Origin of the sequence: Oerskovia enterophila, assembly GCF_044748475.1 — a bacterium.
GTDB classification, from domain to species: domain Bacteria; phylum Actinomycetota; class Actinomycetes; order Actinomycetales; family Cellulomonadaceae; genus Oerskovia; species Oerskovia enterophila.
In genome coordinates, this window is the sequence record NZ_JBIVFZ010000002.1 from 964,890 (window position 1) to 988,859 (window position 23,970).

Genomic DNA, 23,970 nt, shown 5'->3' on the forward strand with positions numbered 1-23,970 from the left:
GTGCGGCAGGCACCCCGGTGCCTCCTGGGGCGCTCATGTCACGCATCCGGTCGCTCCGCAGGTCGGTCGGCCCCGGTGCTGCCGTCCCCACCCCGCCGCCGCGCGATCGCCCACCCTGCGACGAAGCCGAGCACCAGCAGCCCGGCCCCCGCCGCGACGAGCCCCAGGACCTGGGACCACGGGCGGGACGGCTCGTACACCGCGCCGGACAAGGGCGCGTACGCGAACCACCCGAACGACGCGGCACCGTAGGAGCGCGACGCGAGCCATCCCCCCACACCGACCAGCAGCACCCCGGCCACGAGTCCGAGCACCTCACCTCGACCCAGTCCGCGGGGGCGAGGGCTTGTCGGTCCAGGGACAGAGGAAGCGGTCATGCCGGACATCCTGGCGTGGTCGCCGCGGGGCCGCAACGCCCCGCGCCGGGCACCGACGTAGAGGTGTCCCGTCGAGGTAGAGGCCCCCGACCCTCTACCTCGACGGGACTCCTCTATCTCGGCGAAGGCCGCCCTCTCGGCGTGGGCCCTCCCACCGAGAGCCCGTCTCACCGAGTCGCCACTCACCGAGGGCACCCGGCCTCACCCCCGGCCCACCTCGGCCTGCACGTCCACCTCGCCCCCGACCTCCCCCTCCCACACGAGCCACTTCTCCCGCACGGCCCGCTCGACGTCGATCCCCTGCGACCGCGCGAGCAGGAGCAGGTGCGCGAGGACGTCGGCGACCTCGGCCGCGAGCGCCGCCCGTCCGCCGTCGGGCACCTCGCCCTCCGACGCGACGCGCGGCCTCGTGCGTCCCGAGGCCGCGAGGTACGCCTGCGTGAGCTCGCCCGTCTCCTCAGCGAGCTTGAGCACGAACCAGTCGGGGTCGCGGGCGATCCCGAACTTGCGTGCGTAGAGCGCGGACACCGCCTCGACGCGCTCGGCGAGCGCGGGCAGCGTGAGGCCCGACGGCGCAGGCTCGGGCGGGGTGCTCGGCGTCGCGATGGTCATCGCGTCAGTCAAGCACGCGTCACTCCCCGACGAGCCCTCGCACGACGCGGTACGACAGGTGCGTCACGAGGTGGTTGCTGGTCACCGGCCCGGGCTCGACGCGCAGGTCGCCCAGACCCTCGAACAACCTCTCGCCCGCCCCGAGCAGCACGGGCGCGACGTGCAGCCCGAACTCGTCGACGAGCCCCGCGGCCAGGTACGCCCGCATGGTCGAGGCGCCGCCCGCGATCCCGACGTGCCCGTCCCGTGAGGCGGCGAGCGCCTGCGCGAGCGCGGACGCGATCCCGTCGGTCACGAAGAAGAACGTCGTGCCGCCCTGCATGACGAGGGGTTCGCGCGGGTGGTGCGTGAGCACGAACACGGGCGCGTGGTACGGCGGCTCCTCGCCCCACCACCCCCGCCAGGCCTCGTCCCACGGCCCGCGACCGGGCGCGAACATGTTGCGCCCCATGACGAACGCGGTGGGCGCGGCGACGGACTCGAGCGCGGCCGTGTTGACCTCGGGCTCCTCGAACATCCACCGGTGCAGCTCCTCGCCGCCCTCGCCGAGGGGGTTCTCGAGGGACTGGTGCGGTCCCCCGACGTACCCGTCGAGGGACAGCCCGACGTCGAACGTCACCCTGCTCACGGCGCTCACACCGACTTCCGGGTCCGGCGGATGCCCACGAACAGCCCCACGGCGCACGTGACCGCGGCCGCGACCACGCCCCACAGGACCTCGGTGCTCGCGAACGTCCCGCCGAACAGCGCGCGCTCGGCGTCGACCATGTAGGTCAGGGGGTTGAACTTCGACGCGGTCTGCATCCACGAGGGGCCGGCCTCGAGCGGGAGCATCATGCCGGACAGGATGAGCAGCGGGAAGAGCAGCGACTGCTGCACGCCCCAGAACAGCCACTCGCGGTTCTTCGCGGCGAGCGCGAGCGCGCACGACAGGGCACCGACGCCCACGCCGAACAGCCCGAGGAGCGCGAGACCGGCGAGCGCGTGCAACGGGTAGAACGTGAAGCCGAACGGGATGCACACGACCGCGATGAGGAGCCCCTGGACGACGAGCGGCGCGAACTCCTTGAGTGCCCGGCCCACGAGGATCGCCGACCGGTCGAGCGGCGTCGCGAGGACCCGCTCGTAGGAGCCGGTCATCATCTCGTAGAGCAGGTTCGAGCCCGTCATGGAGGTCCCGAACAGCGAGATCATGACGATCACGCCGGGCACGAACCACTGGAGCGTCGCGGCGGTCGACCCGCCGGGCCCACCCATGCCGCCGCCCACGGCGCCGGTCAGGAGCGGCCCGAACAGGCCCAGGAAGATCAGCGGCTGGAGCAGCGAGAAGATGAGGGTGAAGGGGTCGCGCAGGACCAGGAGGATCTCGCGCGTGAAGACGGCCCAGGTGTCGCCGAAGAACTTCCCGGCCCGCGAGCGCCCGACGTCGGAGCGCCGGTCGGTCTGCTCCCTCACCCCGGTCCGTGGTGCGGTCTGCGTCGCGGTCCCGGCCGTGCCGGGCCCGTGGTTCGTCGGTCCCGTCGGTGCGGGCGCTCGTCCGGCCTCCGGTCCGGCTCCTGCGCCGGTGCCCGTCGTCGGCTCCGTCTGCTCGTCCATCACGCCGCCTCCTCGCGCAGGCTCCGACCGGTCAGGTTGAGGAACACGTCGTCGAGGCTCGCCTGCTTGAGCCCGGCCGACCGGACCGCGAACCCTGCCACGCGCAGGGACTCGATCGCCTCGGGCAGCCGGTCGGCGCCGTGCGTCGTGGACAGGGTCACGGTGACGTCTCCCCCCGCGCCGACGGTCGCCTGCACCGTCGCGTCGTCGGCTCCGCCGGTCGCACCGGCACCGCCGGCTGCACGAGCCCCGCGGCCTGCACCCGCTCCGTCACGCTCGCCGCTTCCCACGTCGCCCACGACCGGGGCGAGGGCCGCGCGGACGCGCGTGACGTCGTCGGGCACCTGGCCCTGGGAACCGGGCGTACCCGCGACGACGAGCGTCACGACGTCGTCCGCGTGGTCGCGCTTGAGCGCGGCGGGCGGGGCGTCGGCGACGATCGTGCCGTGGTCGATCACGACGACGCGCTCGGCCATCGAGTCGGCCTCGTCGAGGTAGTGCGTGGTGAGGACGATCGTCATCCCGTACCGCTCGCGCAGCGCACCGATGTGCTCCCAGAGGTTCGCGCGGCTGTGCGGGTCGAGGCCCGTGGTGGGCTCGTCGAGGAACAGCAGCGGCGGGTGGTTCATGAGGCCGAGCGCCACGTCGAGGCGGCGGCGCTGGCCACCCGACAGGCTCTGGACCGTGCGCTTGCCGAGGCCGTCGAGCTCGAGCGCGGCGAGGAGGTCTGCGGCGCGGCGCTGGTACTCGGCGGCAGGCAGCCCGTAGAAGCGCCCCTGGTTGTGGAGCTCGTCGGCGACCCGGTAGGAGAACCCGCCCCCGTTGCCCTGGCCGATGTAGCCGATCCGCGACCGGACCTCGGCGGGCTGGGTGCGGATGTCGAAGCCCGCGACCTGGGCGCGGCCCGCGGTGGGTTCGAGGAGGCTCGTGAGCATGCGCAGCGTCGTGGACTTGCCGGCGCCGTTGGGGCCGAGGAACGCGACGAGCTCGCCCTCGCGGACGTCGACGTCGATGCCCTTGACCGCCTCGACCACTTCCTTCTTGCGATGGAACGTCTTGGTCAGTCCTTCGGTATGGATCATGACTCACGCCTCTCGCGTACGGTGTACTGGAAAGAGATTTCACGTTAGCATACGGCGTACGGGAACTAAAGGGTCCCCGGAACTGCGCGGAAGTGGGAGGATCAGGCACCATGGCCAGCAACACCGTCGCCCCCGTCCCCTCCGACGGGGTGGACTCCGCCCGGACCCCGGACTCATCGGTCGACGCGCCGCTCGACGACACCTCCCGTGACGCCGGCAGCGACGACCCGCAGGACGTCGCGGAGGACCCGACCGACCAGATCCCCCGGCCGGACGACGTGACCCGGCGCCTCGCGCTCCTGTGGGACCCGCCCGCCCCGCCCACGCGCGGGCGCAAGGCCCGCCTGACCCTCGCCGAGGTCGTCGAGGCCGGGACCGCCGTCGCGCAGGAGGTCGGGCTCGAGGCGCTCTCGATGCGCCGCGTCGCCGCACGTCTGGGCGTGGGCGCCATGTCGCTCTACACCTACGTGCCCGGGCGCACCGAGCTCGTCGACCTCATGATCGACCGGGCGTTCGGCGAGCTCGACCTGCCCACGGCCGACGCCCCCTGGCGCGAGGGGCTGTCGCGGTACGCGCGCGAGGTCTGGCACCTCTACCAGCGCCACCCCTGGATCCTGCAGACCAACATGTGGCGCCTCCCGCTGTCCCCGCACGTGCTCGACGCCCAGGAGGCCGGGCTGCGCACCCTGGTCGACACCGGGCTGTCCGCGGAGCGGGTCGTCGAGATCCTGGGCCTGGTCGACGCTTTTGTGCGTGGCCTCGCCCGCGCGGCCGTCGCCGAGACGGTCGAGAACGACGCGAGCGGCATGAGCAGCGACGAGTACTGGACGTCGATGAGCAGCTTCTGGGCCGACTGGTTCGACGTCGAGCGCTACCCCGTCATGACCCGGATCTGGGAGGCCGGCGGGTTCGACACGCCCACCGACCCGTTCGACGCGTCGCTCGACCGGTTGCTCGACGGCGTCGAGATGACGATCGACCGGGCACGCGAGCAGGGCTGACGGCCGCTCCTCCGGGTGCCGAGAACGAGGTTGCGGCCGTTCTGCCGCCCAGAACGACCGCAACCTCGTGCTCGACCGCGCGGAACCTCGTGCTCGGCGTACCGGCCGGGTGAATCGCCCCCGACCGTGCAGGCCCGCGCGGGTCCGTCGCGCGCCACGCGCCCCCGCGCGCTACCTTCCGAGGAACGAGGCCCAGCGACGCCCACGGACCCGCCGGGGCAGGCCCCGTGAGGACGGTGGACCCCATGACCGAGCAGGACGAGTCCCTCACCGGACGCACCACCAAGATCGCCCGCCGCCTGTGGGGCCTCGCCTACCTGCGCGGCATCCTGTTCCTGGTGATCGGCGTGGTGCTGTTCGTCGAGCCCGACCGCGGCATCCAGTGGCTCACGTGGCTCGTGGCCGCGATGGCCGCCATCCAGGGGGTCCTCTTCCTGATCGAGGCCGGGCGCCAGCGCAAGGACGGCGAGGGCGGGGTGTGGCGCTGGGTCGTGGGCGGCCTGGGGATCGCGGTCGGCATCACGCTCGCGGTGTGGCCCTCGGCGAGCGTCACGCTCGTGCTGCGGCTCGTGGGCATCTGGGCGCTCGTCGCAGGGCTCGTGGGGCTGATCGGCGCGCTGCGTGCCCGCAGGACCCGCGAGCCCGGCTGGGACTGGGAGCTCGCGACGGCCGCGCTCTGGGTCGTGTTCGGGATCCTCGTCCTCGTGAGCCCCGTGACCGGGCTGCAGACCATCACCGTCCTGCTGGGCCTCTACCTCGTCGTGACGGGCGTCGTGATCCTCGTCGCGGCGTTCGCGCAGAGCACGGCCGCGAAGGACGCCAAGGCGGCGCTCGCGGGGCCGGCGGCCTAGGCGGCACCCGGCCGACCGAGCACGAGGTTCCGTGCGGTCGAGAACGGGGTTGTGTTCGTTCTGCCCCTCAGAACGAACACAACCCCGTTCTCGGCACCTGGCTCACCCCGCTCAACCCCTACCAGGCGTCCAGGTGCCGGTGCTCGTGCCCCGGCGGCGGCGCGTACTCGGCGTGCGGCCCGGGCTGGAGGTAGGTGCGCGCGAACGCGAGCGAGGCCGCGAGGTCCTCGAAGCGCTCGGCCGCGGTCCGCGCCCGCCGGGTCGCGATCTCGACCACGACGTCGCCCTCCCACCCGCGGCGCACGAGCTCACCCAGCACCTTGTCGCACGGCTGGCCCCCGCGCCCCGGGACGAGGTGCTCGTCCGACATGGAGTCGGTCCCGTCGGCCAGGTGCACGTGCGCGAGGCGGTCGCCGAACACGTCGAGCAGGGCCAGGCTGTCCTGTCTGGCCACCGCCGCGTGCGAGAGGTCGAGCGTCACCTTGTCGTACGGGTGGTCCGTGGGGTCCCAGCCGGGCAGGTAGGCCTGCACCTCGCGCTTGCGGCCGCGCCACGGGTACATGTTCTCGACCGCGATCGTCACGCCCGTCGCGGCGTTGAGCTCGCGCACGTGGTCGGCGAACCCGCGCGCGTACAAGCCCTGCCAGCGGAACGGCGGGTGGACGACGACGGTCCCCGCCCCCAGCTCGAGCGCCAGGTCCACGGTCCGCTCGAGCTTGGGTCCCGGCAGCCGTCCCCACACGCGCTGGCTGACCAGGAGCGTCGGGGCGTGCACGCTGCGGATCGGGACGCCGACGTCGGCCGAGAGCTTGGCGAGCGCCTTGGCGTCCTGGGTCGTCGAGTCCGACCAGACCATGACCTCCATGCCGTCGTACCCGAGGTGGGCCGCGGCCTCGAACGCGAACGGCGCCTTGCGCGGGTACACGCTCGCGCTGGACAGCGTGACCTTGATCCGGGGCTCGTCGCCCGTGCTGGGCTCGCCCTCGCCGGGTTCGCCCGTGACGGGCGGCTGGGCGTCGGGCGTCGTCGCTTCGCGCATGTCCGCCACCCTAGCCCCGACGGATGTGCGTCGTTCACAAGTCGTCCGTCGAGGCCCCCGAACTCTGGCAGGATGCTGCTCGACCGAACCGCATGGAGCGCAGGAGTGAGCATGGATCGTCCCGACGCCGCCGCGGCCTCACCTGCCGTCGCGCCGCACCCGGGCTTCGGCCCCGGCGACGGGGCCGTCCTGTCGACCGACACGGACGACGTGCGCGCCCTCGCAGCGCTCGAGTCGCTCGTCGCCTACCTGGAGCAGGACTCCGCCTGACCCGGCAGTGCGCCAAGCCCGCCCGCCGCTCGGCTCCCCGTTCCCCGCCCGACGCCGGAACGCACCCCTCGCGACCATCTCCCGCCCCCACAGCCCGACGCCAGAACGCACCTCCCGCGGCCACTCACCGTGGGCCGCGACGCGCCCGGGCGGCCCGTGCCGTCGGGCTTGCCGACCTCCGCTACAGTTGACTGGTCTATACCACTTCCAGCCAGGAGCACGTCATGGAACGAACTGTCACCGTCGCCATCGCCGAGGGACTCCACGCGCGCCCCGCAGCGCTGTTCGTGGCCGAGGCGGGCAAGCAGCCCGTCGCGGTGACCCTGACCAAGGAAGGCGCCGAGGCCGTGGACGCGGCGAGCATCCTCGGCGTCATGACGCTCGGCGCGGCGGCAGGCGACCAGGTCGTGCTCGCGACCGAGACCGACGGCGCGGAGGCCGAGGCGGCCCTCGACGCGCTCGCCGCGTTCCTCGCGCAGGAGACGGTCTGACGTCTCGTCTCGACCTCGCCAGGGAGAGTGACGTCCGGGCTTCCCGCTGACGGAGCCCACGACCCGGACGTCACGCTCGACCGTCGACGCGAGGCCCTCGCGACAGCACACAGCCCGTGACCCCTCGTGCGAGGGATCACGGGCTGTGTCGTGGGGCGGACGGTGAGGCAGCACCGCCGCGGGGCTACAACCCCAGCTCCTCCAGCACGGGCAGCTGCGCACGGACCGCATCGCGCGCGGCCGTCGCAGTCGGCGAGGCCAGCGCGATCTTCGCGAGCTCCGCGCACCGCTCCGACGTGGTGGCCGCGAGGACGGCCGCGACGTCTCCCAGGGCGCGCGGCGTCATCGAGAGCGACGTGACGCCGAGCCCGACGAGCACCGGCGCCAGGGCCGGGTCGGCCGCGGCCTCCCCGCACACCCCGACGGGACGCCCGTGCTCGGCACCGCCGTCGCACGCGGCTCCGACGAGCGCCAGCACCGCGGGCTGCCACGGCGTCGAGAGCGCGGCGAGGTCCGCCGTCTCGCGGTCCGCGGCCATCGTGTACTGGGTCAGGTCGTTCGTGCCGATGCTCGCGAAGTCGACCTGCTCCAGGATCCACCGCGACTGGAGCGCCGCAGCGGGGACCTCGATCATGACGCCGGTCGTCGAGAGGCCTCGTTCGCGGCAGGCAGCCGCGAACCCCTGCGCCTCGTCCGGGGTGGCCACCATGGGGGCCATGACCCACACGTCCGCCTCCTCGGCAGCCGCGGCCCGAGCGATCGCGTCGAGCTGGCGCGCCAGGACCTCGGGGTGCCGGACGGCGGTGCGCAGGCCCCGGACGCCGAGCGCCGGGTTCGGCTCGTCGTCGGCCGTGACGAACGGCAGCGGCTTGTCCGCACCCGCGTCGAGCGTGCGGACGACGACCTTGCGACCTCCGAACGCACCGAGCACGGCCCGGTAGGCCGCGACCTGCTCGTCGACGCCCGGCTCCTCGGTACGCCCGAGGAAGCAGAACTCGGTCCGGAACAGGCCGACCCCCTCGGCTCCGGCGGCGACCGCGGCGGAGGCTCCAGCCGGGTCCGCGACGTTGGCGAGGAGCTGGACCCGCACGCCGTCGGCCGTCCTGCCCTGGCCGTCGAAGGCACGCGGACCACGCGGGCGGTCGAGCACCCGCGCGACGTCCTCGGCCGACGGGTCGCGCTCGATCGTGCCCTGCGCCCCGTCGACGAGCACGGTCTCGCCGTCGACGAGCTCGACGGCCCCGGGGGCCGCCACGACCGCCGGGATCCCGAGCGACCGGGCCAGGATCGCGGTGTGCGACGTCGGGCCTCCCCCGCTCGTGACGATCGCGAGGACGCGCTCGGGATCGAGCGTCGCCGTGTCGGCGGGCGCGAGGTCTGCCGCGACGAGCACGAACGGGTGGTCGAGGTCCGGGACGCCCGGCGCCCGACGGCCCGTGAGGGCCGCGACGATGCGCTCGCGCACGTCGCGGACGTCGTGAGCACGCTCGGCCATCATGCCGCCGAGCGACTCGAGGCGTGCCGCGAGGTCCCCCGCCGCCTCCCACACGGCCCGCTCGGGCGCGGTCCGCTCGTCACGGACCTTGCGCGCGGACTCCTTGGACAACGTGGTGTCCGCAGCCATCGCGGCCGTGACCGTGAGGACCTCGACGGCCGTGCCGGTCGCCCTCGCGGCGCGTGCCGCGAGGTCCGCCTGGACGCTGCGGACCGCGTCGTCGATCGCGGCGACCGCCGCCTCGACGTCCGCGTCCGGTCCGAGCGTCGAGGCGGCGGGCTCGGGCACGGGGGACGGCATCGTCACGACGACGCCGGCCCCCCGCCCCGGGCTCACGCCCACACCGTCGAGGACGGAGGTCACCTGCCGCCTCCGCCGTCGGCCGTGGTCCCGGAGCCTCGGGCATCGAGCTCCGCGGGAGACAGGTCGGCGTCGGCCGCCTTCTTCTCCTCGGCGACCAGGACCGGGTCGGCGGTCGGGTCGGCGCCCACGGCCGAGTCGTCGTCCTCGCGCCCCGGCGTGCGCAGGTTCCACTTGGTGATGACCCACCGGAACAGGAAGTAGTAGATCGCCGCGTACCCGAGGCCGATCACGATGATCCACAGCGGCATCGTCGCGATCCGGAAGTTCAGGACGTAGTCGATCGCGCCGGCCGAGAAGCCGAAGCCGGACTTGATCCCCAGAGCGTTGACGAGGGCGAGCGAGGTGCCCGTGAGGACCGCGTGGATCGCGTACAGCGGGTAGGCGACGTACACGAACGCGAACTCGAGGGGCTCGGTCACACCGGTCACGAACGCGACGAGCGCGGCCGAGCCCATGATGCCGCCGATGAGCTTGCGGTTCTTGGGCTTCGACGTGTGGATGATCGCGAGCGCGGCAGCCGGGAGGGCGAACATGAAGATCGGGAAGAAGCCGGTCATGAAGGTGCCGGCCGTGGGGTCGCCGTGCAGGAAGCGCGCGATGTCGCCGTGCCAGACCGCGCCGCTCGCGTCGGTGTACTCGCCGAACTGGAACCAGGGCAGCGAGTTCAGCAGGTGGTGCAGCCCGATCGGGACGAGCAGGCGGTTGGCCGTGCCGTAGACGAACGCGCCGAGGACCGTGGAGCCCGTGACCCAGTCACCGATGGCCGTGAACCCCGCGTCGAACCAGGGGTAGATGAGGGCGCCGACCACGGCGATGAGCACTGCCGCACCGGCGGTGACGATCGGCACGAAGCGACGTCCGCCGAAGAACGCGAGGTACGGCGGCAGCTTGATGCGGCTGTACTTCTGGAACATGATCGCGGCGGTCAGACCGATCACGATGCCGCCGAGGACGCCGTAGTTGATGAGCTTCTGCGCCGGCGGGCCCGTGATGGCCGCCGTCACCAGGTCGAGGAAGTTCCCGTCACCCGCCGCGGCGACGGCGTCGGGGTCGGCACCGGCCAGCCACTCGGCCGGGGTGGCCGGCTTGCCGAGCACGTACGGCGAGAGGGCGTCGCTCACACCCTTGAAGACCAGGTAGCCGATCACGGCAGCCAGGCCGGTCGAGCCGTCGGCCTTCTTGGCGTAGCCGACCGCGACACCGACTGCGAAGAGCAGCGCGAGGTTCGCGAACAGGGCGTTGCCGGCGGACGCGAACACGTCGGCGACGGGCTGCAGCCAGGGGAAGGTGCCCGAGGCGCCGTCCGCACCGAGCATGTCGGCCTGCCCGAGGCGCAGCAGCAGCGCGGCGGCGGGCAGGGAGGCGATGGGCAGCATGAGGGATCGACCGACCCTCTGAAGCTGGGCGAACCCGGGGATGCCCCGCTTCACCTTGGGTGCTTCGGCCACGGACGTCATGTTCACTCCTTGTTGTCGGGTGCCACCGAGGCCGTCGGATCGCACCGCTGAACGGTAGTTCTGCCTTGAACCACGACGCCGGCCCGGACACTGGAGCGCGTCGTTGCTGTAACCCGAACCATCTCCACCGTCTGTGGTGGGATAGTTGTCTGGACCACTTGCGGACAGAGTGGTCTAGACATCATGATGTGTCAAGCCCCGGCACCACCGGAGCGACCGAGAGCGAGGAACACGTGGCAGCGACGACGCAGGCCAGAGCACCTAAAGGCGGGCACAAGCACCAGATCGTGCGCGCCTACCTGAGCGACCTGATCGCGAACGAGCTGTCCGTCGGGGACGCCGTCCCCTCCGAGCGGGTGCTCACCGAGAAGTTCGGCGTCTCCCGGATGACGGTCCGCCAAGCCCTCGACGCGCTCGTCGCGGACGGGGTCCTCCAGCGCGAGCAAGGACGCGGGACGTTCGTCGCGCCGCAGCACACCGACTTCGAGATGCGCCTGACGACGTTCGGCGAGGAGGCGCGCCGGCTCGGCATGTCCCCGAGCACCCAGGTCATCGACAGCGACACCCTCCCCGCGGGCCGGGTCGTCGCCGAGGCGCTCGGCATCGCCCCCGAGGACCTGGTCCACTACGTCGAGCGGCTGCGCTGCGCGGACGGCACGCCCATGGCCGTCGAGCGCGCCTGGGTCCCCGTGGCGCTCGCCCCGGACCTGCTCGACGACGGTGTCCCCGACAGCCTGTACGGCGCGCTGCGCGAGCGCGGCCACTCCCCGACCTGGGGCGAGGACACCATCATGGCTGCCGAGGCCAGCGCCACCGAGCAGTCGATCCTGGCCATGACGAGCATGCGCGCCGTGCTCCGTGCTCACCGCAAGACCTACGCCGACGACGGCGCCTGCATGTACTCCCAGATGTGCTACCGCGGCGACCGGTACTCGGTCGTGGTCCCGCTCCGCGAGGCCCGTCCCACGATCGTCCCCCGACCCGCCCCCGTCCCGGAAGCGGTCGAGACCGCATGACCCACGCACCAGACACGTCCACGACCCACGCACCAGAGAGGATGCAACGATGACTGCAGCCGATGCAGCACGGGCCGCCGCGATACTCGCCGGGCTCGGCGGGGTGAGCAACATCGAGGAGATCGACCCCTGCACCACCCGACTGCGGTCGCTCGTCAAGGACCCCAGCCTCGTCGACGTCGCCGCCCTGCGCGCCGCGGGAGCCTTCGGCGTCATGACGACCGGACGAGTCGTCCAGGTCGTCGTCGGCCCCCAGGTCGACACGATCGCCTCGGACCTCGCAGACCTGATGTGACCCCGTGCCCGCGGCTCGCGGGCACCCCGACGTACGTCCGCACCAGCACACGAAGGAGCACGACATGAGCAAGGCAGAGCAGATCCTCCAGGGGCTCGGCGGGGATGCCAACATCCTCGACCTCGAACCCTGCATCACCCGGCTGCGTGTGGAGGTCGAGGACCCCGCGCTGGTCGACGACAAGGTCCTCACCGGTGCCGGAGCCATCGCGGTCGTCCGGACCGGCAACGCGATCCAGGTGATCGTCGGTCCCGACGCGGACAACATCGCGTCCGACATCGAGGACCTCCGTTGACGACAGCGCCCCTGACGGTCCTCTCCCCCGTGACCGGGACCGTCGTCGCCCTGGCCGAGGTCGACGACCCGGTGTTCTCCGCCGGGCTCGTCGGGCCGGGGATCGCGATCGCACCGGACGCGGCCGAGGGCGGCCTCGTCTCGGCACCGGTCAGCGGGACGGTCGTCAAGGTCCATCCGCACGCGTTCGTCATCAAGCACGACGACGGTCAGGCCGTGCTCGTGCACCTGGGCATCAACACGGTCCAGCTGGGTGGCGAGGGCTTCACGCTGCACGTCGCGCAGGGGGACGTCGTCCACCAGGGCACGACCCTCGTGACCTGGGATCCCGCCGCGATCGAGGAGGGTGGCCGGTCGGCCGTCTGCCCCGTGGTCGCGCTCGAGGGATCGGTCGAGGCCGTGACGCCGCTCGCCCCGGTCGGGACGTGGGTCGCGCGCGGCGAAGAGCTGCTGATCTGGGAGTGATGCGGCTGTCAGGACGAGCGCGACCTCGAGGTCTCGCTCGTCCTGCCATGTCCGGACCCAGCTCGGGCGTCAGGTCGGGGCGGGGCAGCCCGGACGTCGGGTCAGCCCCGCAGCGGCAGTGTCAGCACGTGCCCCGACGGTCCCTCCGTGGATCCGTCGTCAGAAGTGGCCCGGGGCATACTCCGGCCCACTTCTGACAACTCGTCCGGCGCCTGCACGACCCGCACCGGCACGCCCCAGTCCTGCTGCGCCAGGTGGCACGCGGGGAACACGTCGGGGTCGGGCGTCCCGTCGGCCAGCAGCGGCACGACGTCGCACGACGCGGCCTGCGCGGTCACGTGCAGCACGCCCTCCGTCACCTCGGGGTTGACGACCAGTGCGCGGACGAGGTCGGTCCCCGTCCCCGCTCCGTCGAGCAGCAGCTCGGGCGGCGTCGCGCTCACGGTCAGGCGCGTCGAGGGACCGTACCGGTCGTCTAGCTTCTGCCCGGGCGCGGGCGAGAACGGCACGTCGAGGCGCAGCTCCCCGGCCACGACGTCGGTCACCGGACGCTGGGTGCGGTGCGCCCCGCCGTCGAGCAGCTCGCCTGCCAGCGTCGCCGGGAGCGCGACGCGCGTGATGCGGTGCGCCGCCGACTCCACGACGAGCAGGTCGATGCGCGCACCCGGGGCGGCGGGCGTACCCGGCGTCCACGGCTCGCCGTCCACGAGCACGACGACGTCGCTCGGCTCCGCGAGGCCCGTCGCCAGGGTCGTCACCTGGCCCGCGTCCGTGCCGGGACCTGCGCCCGTGCCGGATCCCGAGGCGGCCGGTGGGACGTAGCGGCGGATCGCCCCGTTGTAGGTGTCGGCGACGGCGACGCTCCCGTCGGGCAGCACGGCGACCCCGAGCGGGTGCTGGAGCAGGGCCTGGTCGGCCGCGCCGTCGCGGTGACCGAAGTCGAACAGCCCCTGCCCGAGCGCCGTGTGCACCTCGAGACCGTCGCCGAGCGCCGAGAGGCCGGGCGACTCCCCGAACCCGTCGACCCACCGCAGCGCTGACGTCTCGGAGTCCGCGACCCAGAGCCGACCGTCGAGACCGAGCGCGAGCCCGGAGGGCTGTGCGAACCACGCCCCGGCGGCCGGGCCGTCCTCCAGGCCTTCGTTCATGGTCCCGGCCAGCAGCCCCAGCTTCCAGTCGTCGACCGCCCACAAGGTGTGGTTCCCGGCCATCGCGACGACGAACCCGAGATCCGGGACCCAAGCGACGTCCCACGGCGACGACAACCTCACGCCCAGCGGGTCGTAGGTGAGCTCGGGGTCGAATGGGCCCAGGCGACGCTCACCGGGGAGGTCGGGGGCGGTGGTGGCGACGTTCTCGACCCCACCGACCATGTACTGCTGCCCGTTCCCCGCGACCGTCGTCACGTGGCCGTCCGCGAGCCGCACCCCGCGCAGCGCGTGGTTCACGGTGTCGGCGACCAGGACGTCGTAGTCGAGGTGGGCACGCAGCTCGGCCGGGACCAGGCACAGCCCGTTGGGCTCGCTGAACCGCGCCACGTCCGGCCCTCCGTCGACGAGCCCGCGCTCGCCGGACCCGATGCGTCGGACGAGCGTCTCGCCGTCGGGCAGGAGCTCGGCGAGCGAGTGGTGACCCGCGTCCGCGACCAGGAGGTTGCCTCCCGGGAGCGCGATCGCCTTGGCGGGGAAGCGCAGCGTGCCCGACGTCGGGGCGGGCGGCACGTAGACGTCGTCGCTCCCCGCGGTGAGGGACCGCAGCGTGCCCTTGGCGCGGTGCTCCTCCACGAGCTCGTCGACGAGCGCGGCGAGCGCCGACGCGTGCCCCTCGCCCGCCATCTGCGCGACGACGTAGCCCTCGGGGTCGATCACGACGAGCGTCGGCCAGGCGCGCGCGGTGTACGCGGACCATGTGACGAGCTCGGGGTCGTCGAGGACGGGGTGACGCACCTCGTAGCGCTCGACCGCGGCAGCGAGCGCGACCGGGTCTGCCTCGTGCTCGAACTTCGGGGAGTGGACGCCGATGATGACGAGGTCGTCGCGGCGCGCCTCCTCGAGCTCGCGCAGCTCGTCGAGGACGTGCAGGCAGTTGACGCAGCAGAACGTCCAGAAGTCGAGGACGACGACCCGGCCGCGCAGGTCCGCGAGCGTGACGTCGCGGCCGCCGGTGTTGAGCCAGCCGCGCCCGACGAGCTCGGAGGCGCGGACGCGGGGCAGGCGGGCGTGGGGGGTCGTGGAGCTCACCCGAGAATTCTGCCCCAGTCCGCGCGCTTGCCCGGCCCGCGGGTGCTAGCCTCGCGGTCCCCGATCCCCCGTGGAGGCGTGATGGCCGACGACCCGGCACGCAAGGTCTCGCTCCGGACGCTGCGGGAGGACGACCTCCCGACGCTGTTCGAGATCCAGCTCGACGCCCGCGCTCAGCACCTGGCGGCCTTCACGGACGCGACCGCCGGTGACCGCGACGCCTACCTGGCGAAGTTTCGCAGGATCCTCGCCGACGCCGCGATCGTCAGCAGGGTCGTGGAGGTCGACGGCGTGGTCGTGGGCAGTGCGGCCGTCTTCCCGATCGAGGGTGACACCGAGGTCACCTACTGGATCCAGCGGGACTGGTGGGGCCGCGGGGTGGCCTCCGCGGCGCTGGCAGCCCTTCTCGCGGAGGTGCCCGCACGCCCGCTCCAGGCGCGGGTCGCCGAGGACAACCTCGGCTCGCTCCGGGTCCTGGAGCGCAACGGGTTCGTGCGCGTGGGCAGCGAGGACTCGTTCGCGCCGGCGCGCGACGCCACGATCACGGAGCTGATCCTCGAGCTTCCCGCCTGACGGGTCGCCGTCAGCCCGCGCCGACCTGACCCGTCACGCGCACCACCACCGCGACCCCGTCGATCTCCGCGGGCAGCCGGTCCTGCGCCTCGGTGTCGACGACGTTGACCTGGAGGCACCAGGTGTCGTCGGGCTGCTCCAGGTCCTGCGCGGGCTCGACGTCCTCGGCTTGCGCGGCCGCGCCGCCGTCCCTCACGCCAGCCGCGTCGGCAGCAACCCCCGGGTCGGCGGGCCCGCGCGTCAGGCCGATGCCCGTGACGCCGTCGTGGCCCGCGAGGGCGTGCTTGAGCGCGGTCTTCGCTTCACGGGCCTGCTCGAGGCTCGCCACGGTGCACCGCCCTCCCACCGTCCGGCGCGGGACGCGGGCCCGCGTCAGACGGCGAGCCGGGCGTCGAGCGCGGCGAGGACGGTGTCGATCGGGTTGACGTACGTCAGCCCGGTCCCATTCTCTCCCCCGGTCTCCGAGCCGGCAAAGAGCAGGCCCAGGGCGACGCCGTCCTCGCGGTACACGAGCGACCCCGAGTCGCCGCCGCGAGAGAACGGCCCGGAGCCCGTGCCCTCGACCTCGATCTGGTCGTCGAAGCGGAGCGCGCCGAGCCCTTCGCCGTAGCCGACCACGACGTCGTCGAGCTCGATCGCCGTGACGCGACCCGCGGTGACCGCGGTCGTCCGGCCGATCTTGCCGACCACCTCTCCGCCCAGCGCGACGGCCGTCGTCGTGATGCGCCCCACGGGGTAGTCGAGGTCCACGTCCGGGTCGTCGAGCAGCGCGATCGCGGCGTCGACGGTCGCGGTCCGCCCGGGCGCGAGCGGCACGGTCGCGGCGAGCGTCCCGACCTGGTCGGCGGGCGCGCGTCCGCCGTCGGCGGGCCCCGGCTGCACGACGGCGTCGCCCACCTTCGCGCGCGGCGAGCCTGCGAGCACGTGGAAGTTGGACAGGGCGTGCAGCACGTCCCCGACCAGGACGAACGCGCCGAGCGTGCCCGCGGTGACGTCGACGTGCGCGATCGAGACGCCGGGACGCAGGGGGCGCACGCGCCCCGTCTCCCCTGCTGCCTGCGCGGTCACGACGGGCGGGCGCGGCCCCGTGCCGCCCGTCCGCACGAGTGGCCGGATCCGTCCCGTCCGGCGCACGTCCACGACCGGCCCGGCCTCGGACGCGACGCGGCGCGCGATGCTCCGGGCCGCCGGGATCCCGAGCCGGTAGCGCACCGCGATGCCGTACCCGCCGCCCTCACGGGGGGCGAGGCCGAGCGCGAGCGTGGGGGCCCGCACGGCCCGCGCGGCCACCGACTCCTCCCCGGGCGCGCCCGCAGCGCTGGCCGTCGCGTCCGTGCCCGCGCGCTCCGCGAGATCTCGCGCGAAGTCCGCCAGCTGCAGCTTGATCTCCCGTGCCTCGTCCCTGTCCATGCGACGAGGCTGGCACAGCCCACCGACACGCGCGCGTCGCCTTCCGGCGGCGCGGACGAGGGATCTGCCGCGCCGCGCGCAGATGCTCGCAAAACTCGCGGCAGATCTCGCGTCATGAAGTCACGGTTCACCCCTCTTGAGAGGTGTACACACTTTTCGCCGCCGCGCACCCGCGGCCTCACCACGTGAACGGGACCATGCACCTCGACCACGCCTTCCGGCCCACGACCGACGAGATCCGTTGCGCCATCCTCTGGGCCCTCGACCACGACCGCGCGGCCCTGGTCGAGCACCGGGCCTCGGCCCACCTGAGCCTGCGAAGCCCGCTGCGACGGGCCGCGGACGCCCGCCTGGTCCGGCGCTGGCTCGACGCCTCGGCGATCTCCTCGGTGCTGACCTGCGCCATGGCGGCCTGAGCGCCGCACGACTCCCGCAGGCCGTCGGCGACGATCGACATGGGCCAAGGGGTCACCGGCTGACGTCGACCCACTCCGCGCCGGCCAGCTCCGCGAGCCGGTCGGGCGTGATCGCGAACGCGCTCGTCGGGCTCCCCGCCGCCGGGTAGACCGTCTCGAAGCCCTGCAACGACACGTCGCAGTACACCGTCACGGGCTCCAGGTGGCCGAACGGCCCGACTCCCCCGATCGGCTGTCCCGTCAGAGCCGTGGTGCTCTCGGCGTCGAGCATGCGCGGCTTGGCCCCGAACGCGGCCTTGAACTTCACGTTGTCGACCCGGGCGTCGCCGCGCGTCACGAGCAGGAAGCTGCGCTCGCCGTCGCGCAGCGCGAGCGTCTTGGCGATCTGCCCCGGCTCGACGCCCAGCGTGTCGGCCGCCATCTGGACCGTCGCGGTGTTCCGTCCCGTGTCGAGGACCGTGAGGTCGGGGGCCTGGGCGTCGAAGAAGGCGCGGGTGCGGTCGATGCTCACGGACGGGGCTCCTCTGGTCGGACGTGCGGCGTCGGTGCGGCGCGTGGTGGACAGGGCCATCATCGCCCCTTCGGTGCCGAGAACGAGGTTGCGGTCGTTCTGAGCCTCGGAACGGCCGCAACCCCGTTCTCGATACGGCGCAAGGTCGTTCTCGGCGTGGCCCCGCGAGTCGCGGACCGCTCAGGCGACAGGCACGGCGCCCGACGGCGGGGTCCCCACCTCCGCGACAGGCCGCGGCACGTACGTCTCGCCCGTGAGGTCTGCGCGCTCGACGCGGTCGAGCCGGAACCAGCGGATGGCGTCCCTGGAGCGGCACCACGCGACGAGGTACCAGGCGTCCTCGGTATGGGCCAGGATCACGGGCTCGACCCTCCGGGCCGACTCGTTGCCGCGCCCGTCGCGGTAGCGGAGGGCGAGCACGACCGACCGGGCGAGGGACTGCTCGACCGCCCGCAGGACCTGCAGGTGGGCGTGGGCGCGCGGGACGAGGCCACCTGCGGCGACGTCCGCACCCGGGCGAGCGGCGCCGTCGGGCAGACCGGGACTGCGCGAGGCGACGTCCGCGCCCGGGCGAGCCGCGCCGTCGGGCACCGACTGCGGGGCGTCCCGGGGCTGGCCGGCCGTGTCTCCGCGGTCGATCCACACCCTTGCCGCGAGCGCCGACGCGCGCTCGCGCGCCTCGGGCCCCAGCGCGTCCCAGACCTTGCCCTGCGCCGCGGCGGCGTCGACCGCGAACGGGCTCCCGGGCGGGAGCGCGGCGAGCGCGACCGCGACCGCGACGGCCTGCTGGGGCGAGAAGTTCACGGGAGGCAGCGACGCGGACGGGTCGAGCACGTAGCCGCCGCCCGGGCCAGCCTGTGCCCACACGGGCAGCCCGGCCTGCTGGAGTGCCGAGACGTCACGCTTGACCGTGCGCTCGCTGACCTCGAAGAGGCGGGCCAGCCGGGCGCCCGTGGTCCCAGTGCGTCCCGCGCGACGCAGCTCCTCGGCCATCGCGTACAGCCGCTCGGTCTTGTTCATGTCGCCTCCCTCGTCGGTCCGGGCGGTTCGCCGAACCGGTCGCAGAACCCCTCGAACAATGGTGACAGACAGGTGTCACCAGGGCCGGGCGAGGGTGGGTTCATGACCACTTCAGCGCAGCACAGCAGCAGCGACCAGCAGGTCCACGTCGTCCTCGTCCCGGGCTTCTGGCTCGGGGCGTGGGCGTGGGACGACGTCGTCCCCCACCTGGAGGCCGCGGGCCTCGCACCGCACGCCGTCACCCTCCCCGGGCTCGACGACGTCACGACCGACCGCAGCGGCCTCACCCGGGAGGACCACGTCCAGGCCGTGCGCGACGTGGTCGCGCCGCTCGAGGGCGACGTCGTGCTCGTGGGGCACAGCGGCGGCGGGCCCGTGATCCACGAGGTCGTCGACCGGGACCCCGCACGCATCCGCCGGACGGTCCACGTCGACACGGGCCCGCTCGTCGACGGGGCCTCGCTGGCCCCCGACCTCCCCGCCGGGACGGTCGAGCTCCCGCTGCCCTCGTGGGAGGACCTCGAGGCCGCCGGATCGAGCCTCGACGGGATCGACGAGGCCGGGCTCGCCCGGTTCCGCGCCCGGGCGGTCCCCCACCCCGCGGGCGTGGCCGGGGGCAGGGTGCGGGTGAGCGACCCGGCGAGGCTCGACGTCCCGGCGACCGTCATCTGCACGAGCCTGCCGTCAGAGGTCCTGCGGCAGATGGCGCACCCGGGGCCTCCCCTGCACACCGAGCTCGGCGAGCTCGACGTCACGTACGTCGACCTGCCGACCGGGCACTGGCCCATGTTCTCTCGCCCGGCCGACCTCGCGGCGGAGATCGTCCGGGCGGCGCGGGCGTAGCGTCGGGTCGCCCGGGTCCCGGGCTGGGCCGCCGAGCCGCCGAGCCGCCGAGAACGAGGTCGGGGTCGTCCTGGAACCCAGGACGACCCCGACCCGTGCTTCGTCGCGGGCACCGACGCGGCCCGGTGCGGCTACGACCCGGCGGGCACCTCGACCTCGACGTACGTCGCGTCGCCCAGTCCCCCGGGCGCGACGACGACGCCGCGGACCCGGTAGTCGCCGGCGCGCGGCGCAACGGGCACGACCTCGAGGTCGTCGGGCCCCGACCCCGCACGGACCGCCACCTGGACGACCGTCTGCCGGACCCGGAAGACGACGCGACGCGACCTGCCTCCGACCTCGAGGTCGACGGTCAGCCCGTCGGCCGTCGTCGGCAGGACGGGGTCGACGACGAGCGCACCCGACTGCTCGGTGAGGCCGAGCACGCCCTGGACGAGCTGGCGCAGGTAGATCCCCGGACCGCTCGAGTAGACCCGCCACCCGCCGCGCACGCCCACGGACCCGTCGCGCAGCTTCTCGAAGTCGCGGGCGAAGCTCGCCCGGTCGGGGAAGTCCGCGTCGCTCGACGAGAAGTACGCGTTGCGCTGCCGGGGCACGGCATGGGCGATGCGGGCGCCGAGGTCGAACGGGCTGATGCGGAGCAGCTCGTCGAGAGCCCGTCCACGGCCCAGCGCGGCGAGCGCCTCGACGTAGCGGATGTGCGCGTGCACGTACATGAGCCCGACCTCGCGCCCGACGTTCGCGGCCTGCTCGGCCCGCAGGAACGTGTGAGGGATCCCCTCGTCGAACGCCGCAGGATGGTCCATGAGCCGCACGCCGTCGGGGAAGAGCAGGTGCTCGACGACGAGGCGCTCGTGCTCCTCGGCCTCCTCCGGCGTGAGGATGCCCGCGAGGATCGACTGGGTCATCGGGATGAGGCGGTACCGCATCCCCGTGCTCGTGTCCCGGGGGTGGATGACGAGCTCGTCGCCGAGCTCGTCGTGCCGCACGTACCCGGCCATGACGCCGTCGACGAGCGCGCGCTCGCGCAGGTCACCGCGCACCGAGGCGGCGAGCGTCGCGGCACGTGCGGACAGGACGTCGTCCCGCCCCGCCGTGGTGCGGGCCAGGAGGAGCGAGGCCTGCACGAGCAGCGCGGACGTCCAGGTGGACGCGAGGTTGGTGCGCATCCGCGAGTCCGCCGGCTGCAGGGTGTCGTCCCAGTCGCCCTCGCCGTAGGCGGGCAGCGAGGTGCCGGGGAGCAGGTCCGTCTCGAGGTGGTCGAGGATCCGCGCGACGTGGTCGGCGACCGTGGCGCGGGCGTCCGGACCCTCCGAGGCAGGGCGCCGGTGGGCGTGGTCCCAGAAGGGGACGACCTCGTCGAGGATCTCGAGGTCACCGCTCGCCTCCAGGTACTGGGCGAGGGCGAAGAGCGGCCACACGACGACGTCGCCGTGCGAGGAGTCGTTGTACCGCTCGGCGTAGGCGTCGAACATGAACCACTGCGGGAACCCGCCCCACGTGTGCTGGTGCGCGAGGACCCGCAGGACGATCTGCCGGGCGATGTCGGTGCGGCCACCGGCGAGCGCCAGCTCGAACGGTCCCTGGCACACGTCCCTGGTCCCCCAGGCTGCGCCCGAATACTGCTCGAGCCCGTGCGGCACGAGGAAGTGGATCAGGGCGTCGTGCGCGTACCACGGCACGAGGAGGTCGAGCTCCTGCGTCGCGAGGTCCGGGTGCGGCTGGAAGCGCAGCCCGCGCACGAGCCCGCGCACGGTCTCGAGATGACCCGCGAGCGTCGCGTCGAGGTCGGCGAGCGGGTCGTGCTCGGGCGCGACCAGGGCGAGCGCCTCCGCGTCGCCGTGCAGCGAACCCGCGATCGCGAGGGCCAGTGCGCCGGAGCCGGACGAGCTGTTGACCCGGTGCGCCGTGGCCCCCTCGAGCACGACGGGGGCGCTCGACGAGACGGCGTAGCGCAGATCGGGGTAGTGCGTCGCGACGTCGGCGCCCGGGACGGGACGGACGACGAGCGAGGTCTCGGACGTGTGCTCGGCCACCCAGCCGCCGGCCTCGTCGTCGAGCTCGAGGGTCGCTGACACGCCCAGGGCGCGCTCGCAACGCACGCTCACGTCGACGCGGTCCTGTCGATGATGGGCGACGGTCCGCACGTCGACGCGGCCGAGCGGGGTCTCGTACAGCCAGCGGACGCCGCCGACGTCGAGCACCAGAGCCGAGGGCACGCCAAGCATCCGAGGGCCTCGGCCGTCGTCGACGAGGACCCGCAGCCCGCTGCTGCGCAGCAGGTTGAGATGGTGGCGGTGGACCGTGGCGAGCCTGTTGGCGGTCGTGTTGCCGAGGACGACGTGCGAGGCGAAGACACCGGGCGCGAACGCGGTGACCGACAGCACCTCGTCGGTGGGCAGGACGGCGTCACCGGCCTTGAGGACGTGGCCGTGCGACCGCTCGGTGACGACCTCCTTGCGTCCGTCGACGACGTGGGACCCGTCCGGGGTGAAGAAGGAGAGCAGCGCGCCGTCGGCGTCGCGCTCGGGCAGCAGGACCTCGTCGGACGTCAGCCCGAGCGCGGCGACCAGCCCGGCCTCGTCGAGCTCGTCCCCGGCCAGGAGCGGAGCGTCGCGCAGCACCGAGCCCGTCGTGGGCAGAGGTTCCGCGGTGCGCTCGTCCGCGGCGACGGCGACGGCCGCGGCGGACCAGCCCGCCACCTGGTCGACGTGCGCGTCGAGCGGTCCGCGCGCGTCGACGTCGACCACGGTCACGGCGTGCACCTGGGCCGCTCCCGCCGAGAGGTCGAGGGGTCGCGAGACGAGCGTCTGCATCGCGTACTCGTACTGCAGCACGCCCGAGGTGACGGGCCCGAGCAGCCCGTTCGGCACGCCGTCGCGCCGCGCCCGCGGGGTGAAGACCTGCAACGAGTCGGTGAGGTGGGCCGCTGCCCCCTCGACGAGGAACGTGACGGCAAGCGGCAGCCTCGGCTGCGCGGACATGGTCTGCCGGCTCACGAGCACGGTCCCGGCGGTGGGGTGCTCGAGCGCACGGTGCAGCAGGTACTGGCAGACGTACGCCTCGCTCGAGAGCGCGGCAGCGGGCGGCGCGAGGGCGAGGTCCTGGACGTGCACGACGTCGTAGACCGCGTCCACGCGGGCGCCGCCCCCGGCCACGAGGTCGACGCGCCACACGAGGGTCCGGTGGTCCACCGTGAGCGAGACCCGCGACGTCAGCCCGAGCGCCTCGCCGGACCACACGACGCGGTCGGCGGCGGTCTCGACGCCTGTCACGGCGGGCGCGGAACCGGTGAGCTGCGCGACCTCGACCGTCCCGTCCGCGTGGGTCGCACGCAGGACCACGCCGCCCGGCATGCGGTCGTGCTCGCCCGGGAGGTACTGGTTGACGAGCAGCCCGCCGGTCCGGACGGCGCGCACGTCCCCGCCGGCCGTGAGCTCGACGGTCATCTCGCCCGAGGTGAGGGTCGCGCCCGCGGGGGCGGCGGTCATGGCGGTGCTGGTCACGTGGACTCCTGCTCTGTGGTGTGTTCGTCGGTGGTGGTCTCGGCGTCCCGGACCGGCTGCAGCAGCGCGACGAAGTGGTCGAACAGCGCGACCATGTCGACGTTCTCCGGGTCCAGCAGCCACTGGAGCTGCAGCCCGTCCATGACCGCGGAGAAGAGCTGACCGATCGCCTGCGGATCGACCTCGGGGCGCAGCTCGCCGCGGTCGATCGCGTCCCGGAAGCGGGTGTCGTCCTGGTGGCGCAGCGCCCGGTAGCGGTCCCGGACGACGTCGTGCGCGGGGTGGTTCGGTTCCGTGGCCTCGGCGGCGACAACGACGTGCAGCCCCACGAGCCCCGGCGTCTCGGCGTTCCGACGGACCTGGTCCCGGATGGTGGCCAGCAGCGAGGCCCCGTCGGTCTCCGCCTCGGTGCGACGCTCGAGGTCACGCCGGTCGCGCTCCTCGATGGTCGCTGTCAGGAGCGCCGCCTTGCTCCCGAAGTGGTGCAGGAGGCCTGCCTCGGAGATCCCCACCCGCGCGGCGATCTCCCGCAGCGAGCTGCCGCGGAAGCCCTGCTCACCGAAGACCTCGACCGCGGTCCGCAGGATCTCGCGTCGGCGCTGCTCGCCGCGCACGAGTCGCCCGTCAGGCCTCTTGCCCTCGTTCGGGGTCGTGGGGTTCTTCGGGGTCGTCGCTGTGTCGGCAGCTCGCGTGCCGGGCCCGCTCTGGGTCATCACCGTCTCCTTCGTCAGGATTTGTCGGTATCCA

The 23,970-nt window shown here is 73.5% G+C and carries 26 protein-coding genes; 11 read left to right on the forward strand and 15 right to left on the reverse strand.

Annotated elements, in window-relative coordinates:
- Positions 1 to 38 precede the first annotated feature (38 nt).
- The 5 genes from ACIPWA_RS08805 to ACIPWA_RS08825 form a co-directional block, all read right to left on the reverse strand.
- Positions 39 to 314 carry a hypothetical protein gene (locus ACIPWA_RS08805; protein WP_068624921.1) on the reverse strand — a complete coding sequence of 92 codons (276 nt, stop codon included), beginning with the start codon at positions 312 to 314 and terminating at the stop codon, positions 39 to 41.
- Positions 315 to 578: 264 nt separating this feature from the next.
- Positions 579 to 989, reverse strand: a complete 411-nt coding sequence (locus ACIPWA_RS08810) for a MazG nucleotide pyrophosphohydrolase domain-containing protein (RefSeq protein ID WP_400289487.1) — start codon at positions 987 to 989, stop codon at positions 579 to 581.
- Between the two features lie 19 nt (positions 990 to 1,008).
- The gene (locus ACIPWA_RS08815) at positions 1,009 to 1,617 is read right to left on the reverse strand and encodes a dihydrofolate reductase family protein (RefSeq protein WP_400289490.1); all 609 of its coding nucleotides are present in this window, start codon (positions 1,615 to 1,617) and stop codon (positions 1,009 to 1,011) included.
- Positions 1,618 to 1,622: 5 nt separating this feature from the next.
- Complete coding sequence (locus ACIPWA_RS08820) at positions 1,623 to 2,585, reverse strand: ABC transporter permease (protein ID WP_082608364.1); 963 nt, start codon at positions 2,583 to 2,585, stop codon at positions 1,623 to 1,625.
- On the reverse strand, positions 2,585 to 3,667 hold the full coding sequence (locus tag ACIPWA_RS08825; RefSeq protein ID WP_400289491.1) for an ABC transporter ATP-binding protein: 1,083 nt from the start codon (positions 3,665 to 3,667) through the stop codon (positions 2,585 to 2,587). Before ACIPWA_RS08825 ends, ACIPWA_RS08820 begins: the two co-directional genes overlap by 1 nt.
- A 110-nt stretch (positions 3,668 to 3,777) precedes the next feature.
- On the opposite strand from ACIPWA_RS08825, the gene ACIPWA_RS08830 reads away from it, so the two are divergent.
- Complete coding sequence (locus ACIPWA_RS08830) at positions 3,778 to 4,668, forward strand: TetR/AcrR family transcriptional regulator (protein ID WP_400289492.1); 891 nt, start codon at positions 3,778 to 3,780, stop codon at positions 4,666 to 4,668.
- A 245-nt stretch (positions 4,669 to 4,913) separates the two neighbouring features.
- Positions 4,914 to 5,519, forward strand: coding sequence for an HdeD family acid-resistance protein (locus ACIPWA_RS08835; protein WP_056644691.1), 606 nt, complete (start codon positions 4,914 to 4,916; stop codon positions 5,517 to 5,519).
- A 118-nt stretch (positions 5,520 to 5,637) separates the two neighbouring features.
- On the opposite strand, the gene ACIPWA_RS08840 is transcribed toward ACIPWA_RS08835, so the two are convergent.
- Positions 5,638 to 6,558 (reverse strand): sugar phosphate isomerase/epimerase family protein, encoded by a 921-nt coding sequence (locus ACIPWA_RS08840; RefSeq protein WP_082849293.1) that lies wholly within the window; start codon positions 6,556 to 6,558, stop codon positions 5,638 to 5,640.
- Positions 6,559 to 6,669: 111 nt separating this feature from the next.
- On the opposite strand from ACIPWA_RS08840, the gene ACIPWA_RS08845 reads away from it, so the two are divergent.
- Complete coding sequence (locus ACIPWA_RS08845; protein WP_400289494.1) at positions 6,670 to 6,828, forward strand: hypothetical protein; 159 nt, start codon at positions 6,670 to 6,672, stop codon at positions 6,826 to 6,828.
- 224 nt (positions 6,829 to 7,052) lie between these two features.
- Positions 7,053 to 7,319 carry an HPr family phosphocarrier protein gene (locus ACIPWA_RS08850; RefSeq protein WP_056644684.1) on the forward strand — a complete coding sequence of 89 codons (267 nt, stop codon included), beginning with the start codon at positions 7,053 to 7,055 and terminating at the stop codon, positions 7,317 to 7,319.
- Positions 7,320 to 7,503: 184 nt separating this feature from the next.
- On the opposite strand, the gene ptsP is transcribed toward ACIPWA_RS08850, so the two are convergent.
- Entirely contained in the window at positions 7,504 to 9,177 is a 1,674-nt protein-coding gene (ptsP, locus tag ACIPWA_RS08855; RefSeq protein ID WP_400289496.1) for a phosphoenolpyruvate--protein phosphotransferase, read from the reverse strand.
- Entirely contained in the window at positions 9,174 to 10,634 is a 1,461-nt protein-coding gene (locus ACIPWA_RS08860) for a PTS transporter subunit EIIC (RefSeq protein ID WP_400289497.1), read from the reverse strand. Before ACIPWA_RS08860 ends, ptsP begins: the two co-directional genes overlap by 4 nt.
- Positions 10,635 to 10,867: 233 nt before the next feature.
- On the opposite strand from ACIPWA_RS08860, the gene ACIPWA_RS08865 reads away from it, so the two are divergent.
- The 4 genes from ACIPWA_RS08865 (at position 10,868) to ACIPWA_RS08880 (ending at position 12,704) form a co-directional block, all read left to right on the forward strand.
- Positions 10,868 to 11,650 carry a GntR family transcriptional regulator gene (locus ACIPWA_RS08865; RefSeq protein WP_354511505.1) on the forward strand — a complete coding sequence of 261 codons (783 nt, stop codon included), beginning with the start codon at positions 10,868 to 10,870 and terminating at the stop codon, positions 11,648 to 11,650.
- A gap of 49 nt (positions 11,651 to 11,699) precedes the next feature.
- Positions 11,700 to 11,945, forward strand: a complete 246-nt coding sequence (locus ACIPWA_RS08870) for a PTS sugar transporter subunit IIB (protein WP_056644676.1) — start codon at positions 11,700 to 11,702, stop codon at positions 11,943 to 11,945.
- A 64-nt stretch (positions 11,946 to 12,009) separates the two neighbouring features.
- A complete protein-coding gene (locus ACIPWA_RS08875; RefSeq protein ID WP_068624934.1) occupies positions 12,010 to 12,240 on the forward strand; it encodes a PTS sugar transporter subunit IIB in 231 nt (76 codons plus the stop codon).
- Complete coding sequence (locus ACIPWA_RS08880; protein WP_082849272.1) at positions 12,237 to 12,704, forward strand: PTS sugar transporter subunit IIA; 468 nt, start codon at positions 12,237 to 12,239, stop codon at positions 12,702 to 12,704. The genes ACIPWA_RS08875 and ACIPWA_RS08880 overlap by 4 nt, the downstream gene beginning before the upstream one ends.
- A gap of 101 nt (positions 12,705 to 12,805) precedes the next feature.
- Here the strand turns inward: ACIPWA_RS08880 and ACIPWA_RS08885 are convergent, their stop codons facing one another.
- Positions 12,806 to 14,944: an NHL domain-containing thioredoxin family protein gene (locus ACIPWA_RS08885; protein WP_400289499.1), complete on the reverse strand. Its 2,139-nt coding sequence runs from the start codon at positions 14,942 to 14,944 to the stop codon at positions 12,806 to 12,808.
- An 81-nt stretch (positions 14,945 to 15,025) separates the two neighbouring features.
- Between ACIPWA_RS08885 and ACIPWA_RS08890 the strand changes: the two genes are divergently transcribed.
- Positions 15,026 to 15,517, forward strand: a complete 492-nt coding sequence (locus ACIPWA_RS08890) for a GNAT family N-acetyltransferase (RefSeq protein WP_068710300.1) — start codon at positions 15,026 to 15,028, stop codon at positions 15,515 to 15,517.
- 10 nt (positions 15,518 to 15,527) lie between these two features.
- Here ACIPWA_RS08890 and ACIPWA_RS08895 read toward each other — a convergent pair whose 3' ends face one another.
- Entirely contained in the window at positions 15,528 to 15,845 is a 318-nt protein-coding gene (locus ACIPWA_RS08895; RefSeq protein WP_400289501.1) for a hypothetical protein, read from the reverse strand.
- A 44-nt stretch (positions 15,846 to 15,889) separates the two neighbouring features.
- Positions 15,890 to 16,927, reverse strand: a complete 1,038-nt coding sequence (locus ACIPWA_RS08900; protein WP_400289503.1) for a hypothetical protein — start codon at positions 16,925 to 16,927, stop codon at positions 15,890 to 15,892.
- A gap of 197 nt (positions 16,928 to 17,124) precedes the next feature.
- Here ACIPWA_RS08900 and ACIPWA_RS08905 point away from each other — a divergent pair, with 197 nt between their 5' ends.
- Positions 17,125 to 17,343 (forward strand): hypothetical protein, encoded by a 219-nt coding sequence (locus ACIPWA_RS08905; RefSeq protein ID WP_400289504.1) that lies wholly within the window; start codon positions 17,125 to 17,127, stop codon positions 17,341 to 17,343.
- A 52-nt stretch (positions 17,344 to 17,395) separates the two neighbouring features.
- Here the strand turns inward: ACIPWA_RS08905 and ACIPWA_RS08910 are convergent, their stop codons facing one another.
- Together ACIPWA_RS08910 and ACIPWA_RS08915 are read right to left on the reverse strand one after the other, a co-directional pair.
- Entirely contained in the window at positions 17,396 to 17,854 is a 459-nt protein-coding gene (locus tag ACIPWA_RS08910) for a YbaK/EbsC family protein (RefSeq protein WP_056761448.1), read from the reverse strand.
- A 180-nt stretch (positions 17,855 to 18,034) separates the two neighbouring features.
- Positions 18,035 to 18,874, reverse strand: coding sequence for a helix-turn-helix transcriptional regulator (locus tag ACIPWA_RS08915; protein WP_400289506.1), 840 nt, complete (start codon positions 18,872 to 18,874; stop codon positions 18,035 to 18,037).
- 102 nt (positions 18,875 to 18,976) lie between these two features.
- Between ACIPWA_RS08915 and ACIPWA_RS08920 the strand changes: the two genes are divergently transcribed.
- Complete coding sequence (locus ACIPWA_RS08920; protein ID WP_068710310.1) at positions 18,977 to 19,717, forward strand: alpha/beta fold hydrolase; 741 nt, start codon at positions 18,977 to 18,979, stop codon at positions 19,715 to 19,717.
- 131 nt (positions 19,718 to 19,848) lie between these two features.
- On the opposite strand, the gene ACIPWA_RS08925 is transcribed toward ACIPWA_RS08920, so the two are convergent.
- Both ACIPWA_RS08925 and ACIPWA_RS08930 read right to left on the reverse strand, forming a co-directional pair.
- The gene (locus ACIPWA_RS08925) at positions 19,849 to 23,223 is read right to left on the reverse strand and encodes a GH36-type glycosyl hydrolase domain-containing protein (protein WP_400289507.1); all 3,375 of its coding nucleotides are present in this window, start codon (positions 23,221 to 23,223) and stop codon (positions 19,849 to 19,851) included.
- Positions 23,220 to 23,936, reverse strand: a complete 717-nt coding sequence (locus tag ACIPWA_RS08930; protein WP_400289508.1) for a TetR/AcrR family transcriptional regulator — start codon at positions 23,934 to 23,936, stop codon at positions 23,220 to 23,222. The genes ACIPWA_RS08925 and ACIPWA_RS08930 overlap by 4 nt, the downstream gene beginning before the upstream one ends.
- Between the last annotated feature and the right edge of the window lie 34 nt (positions 23,937 to 23,970).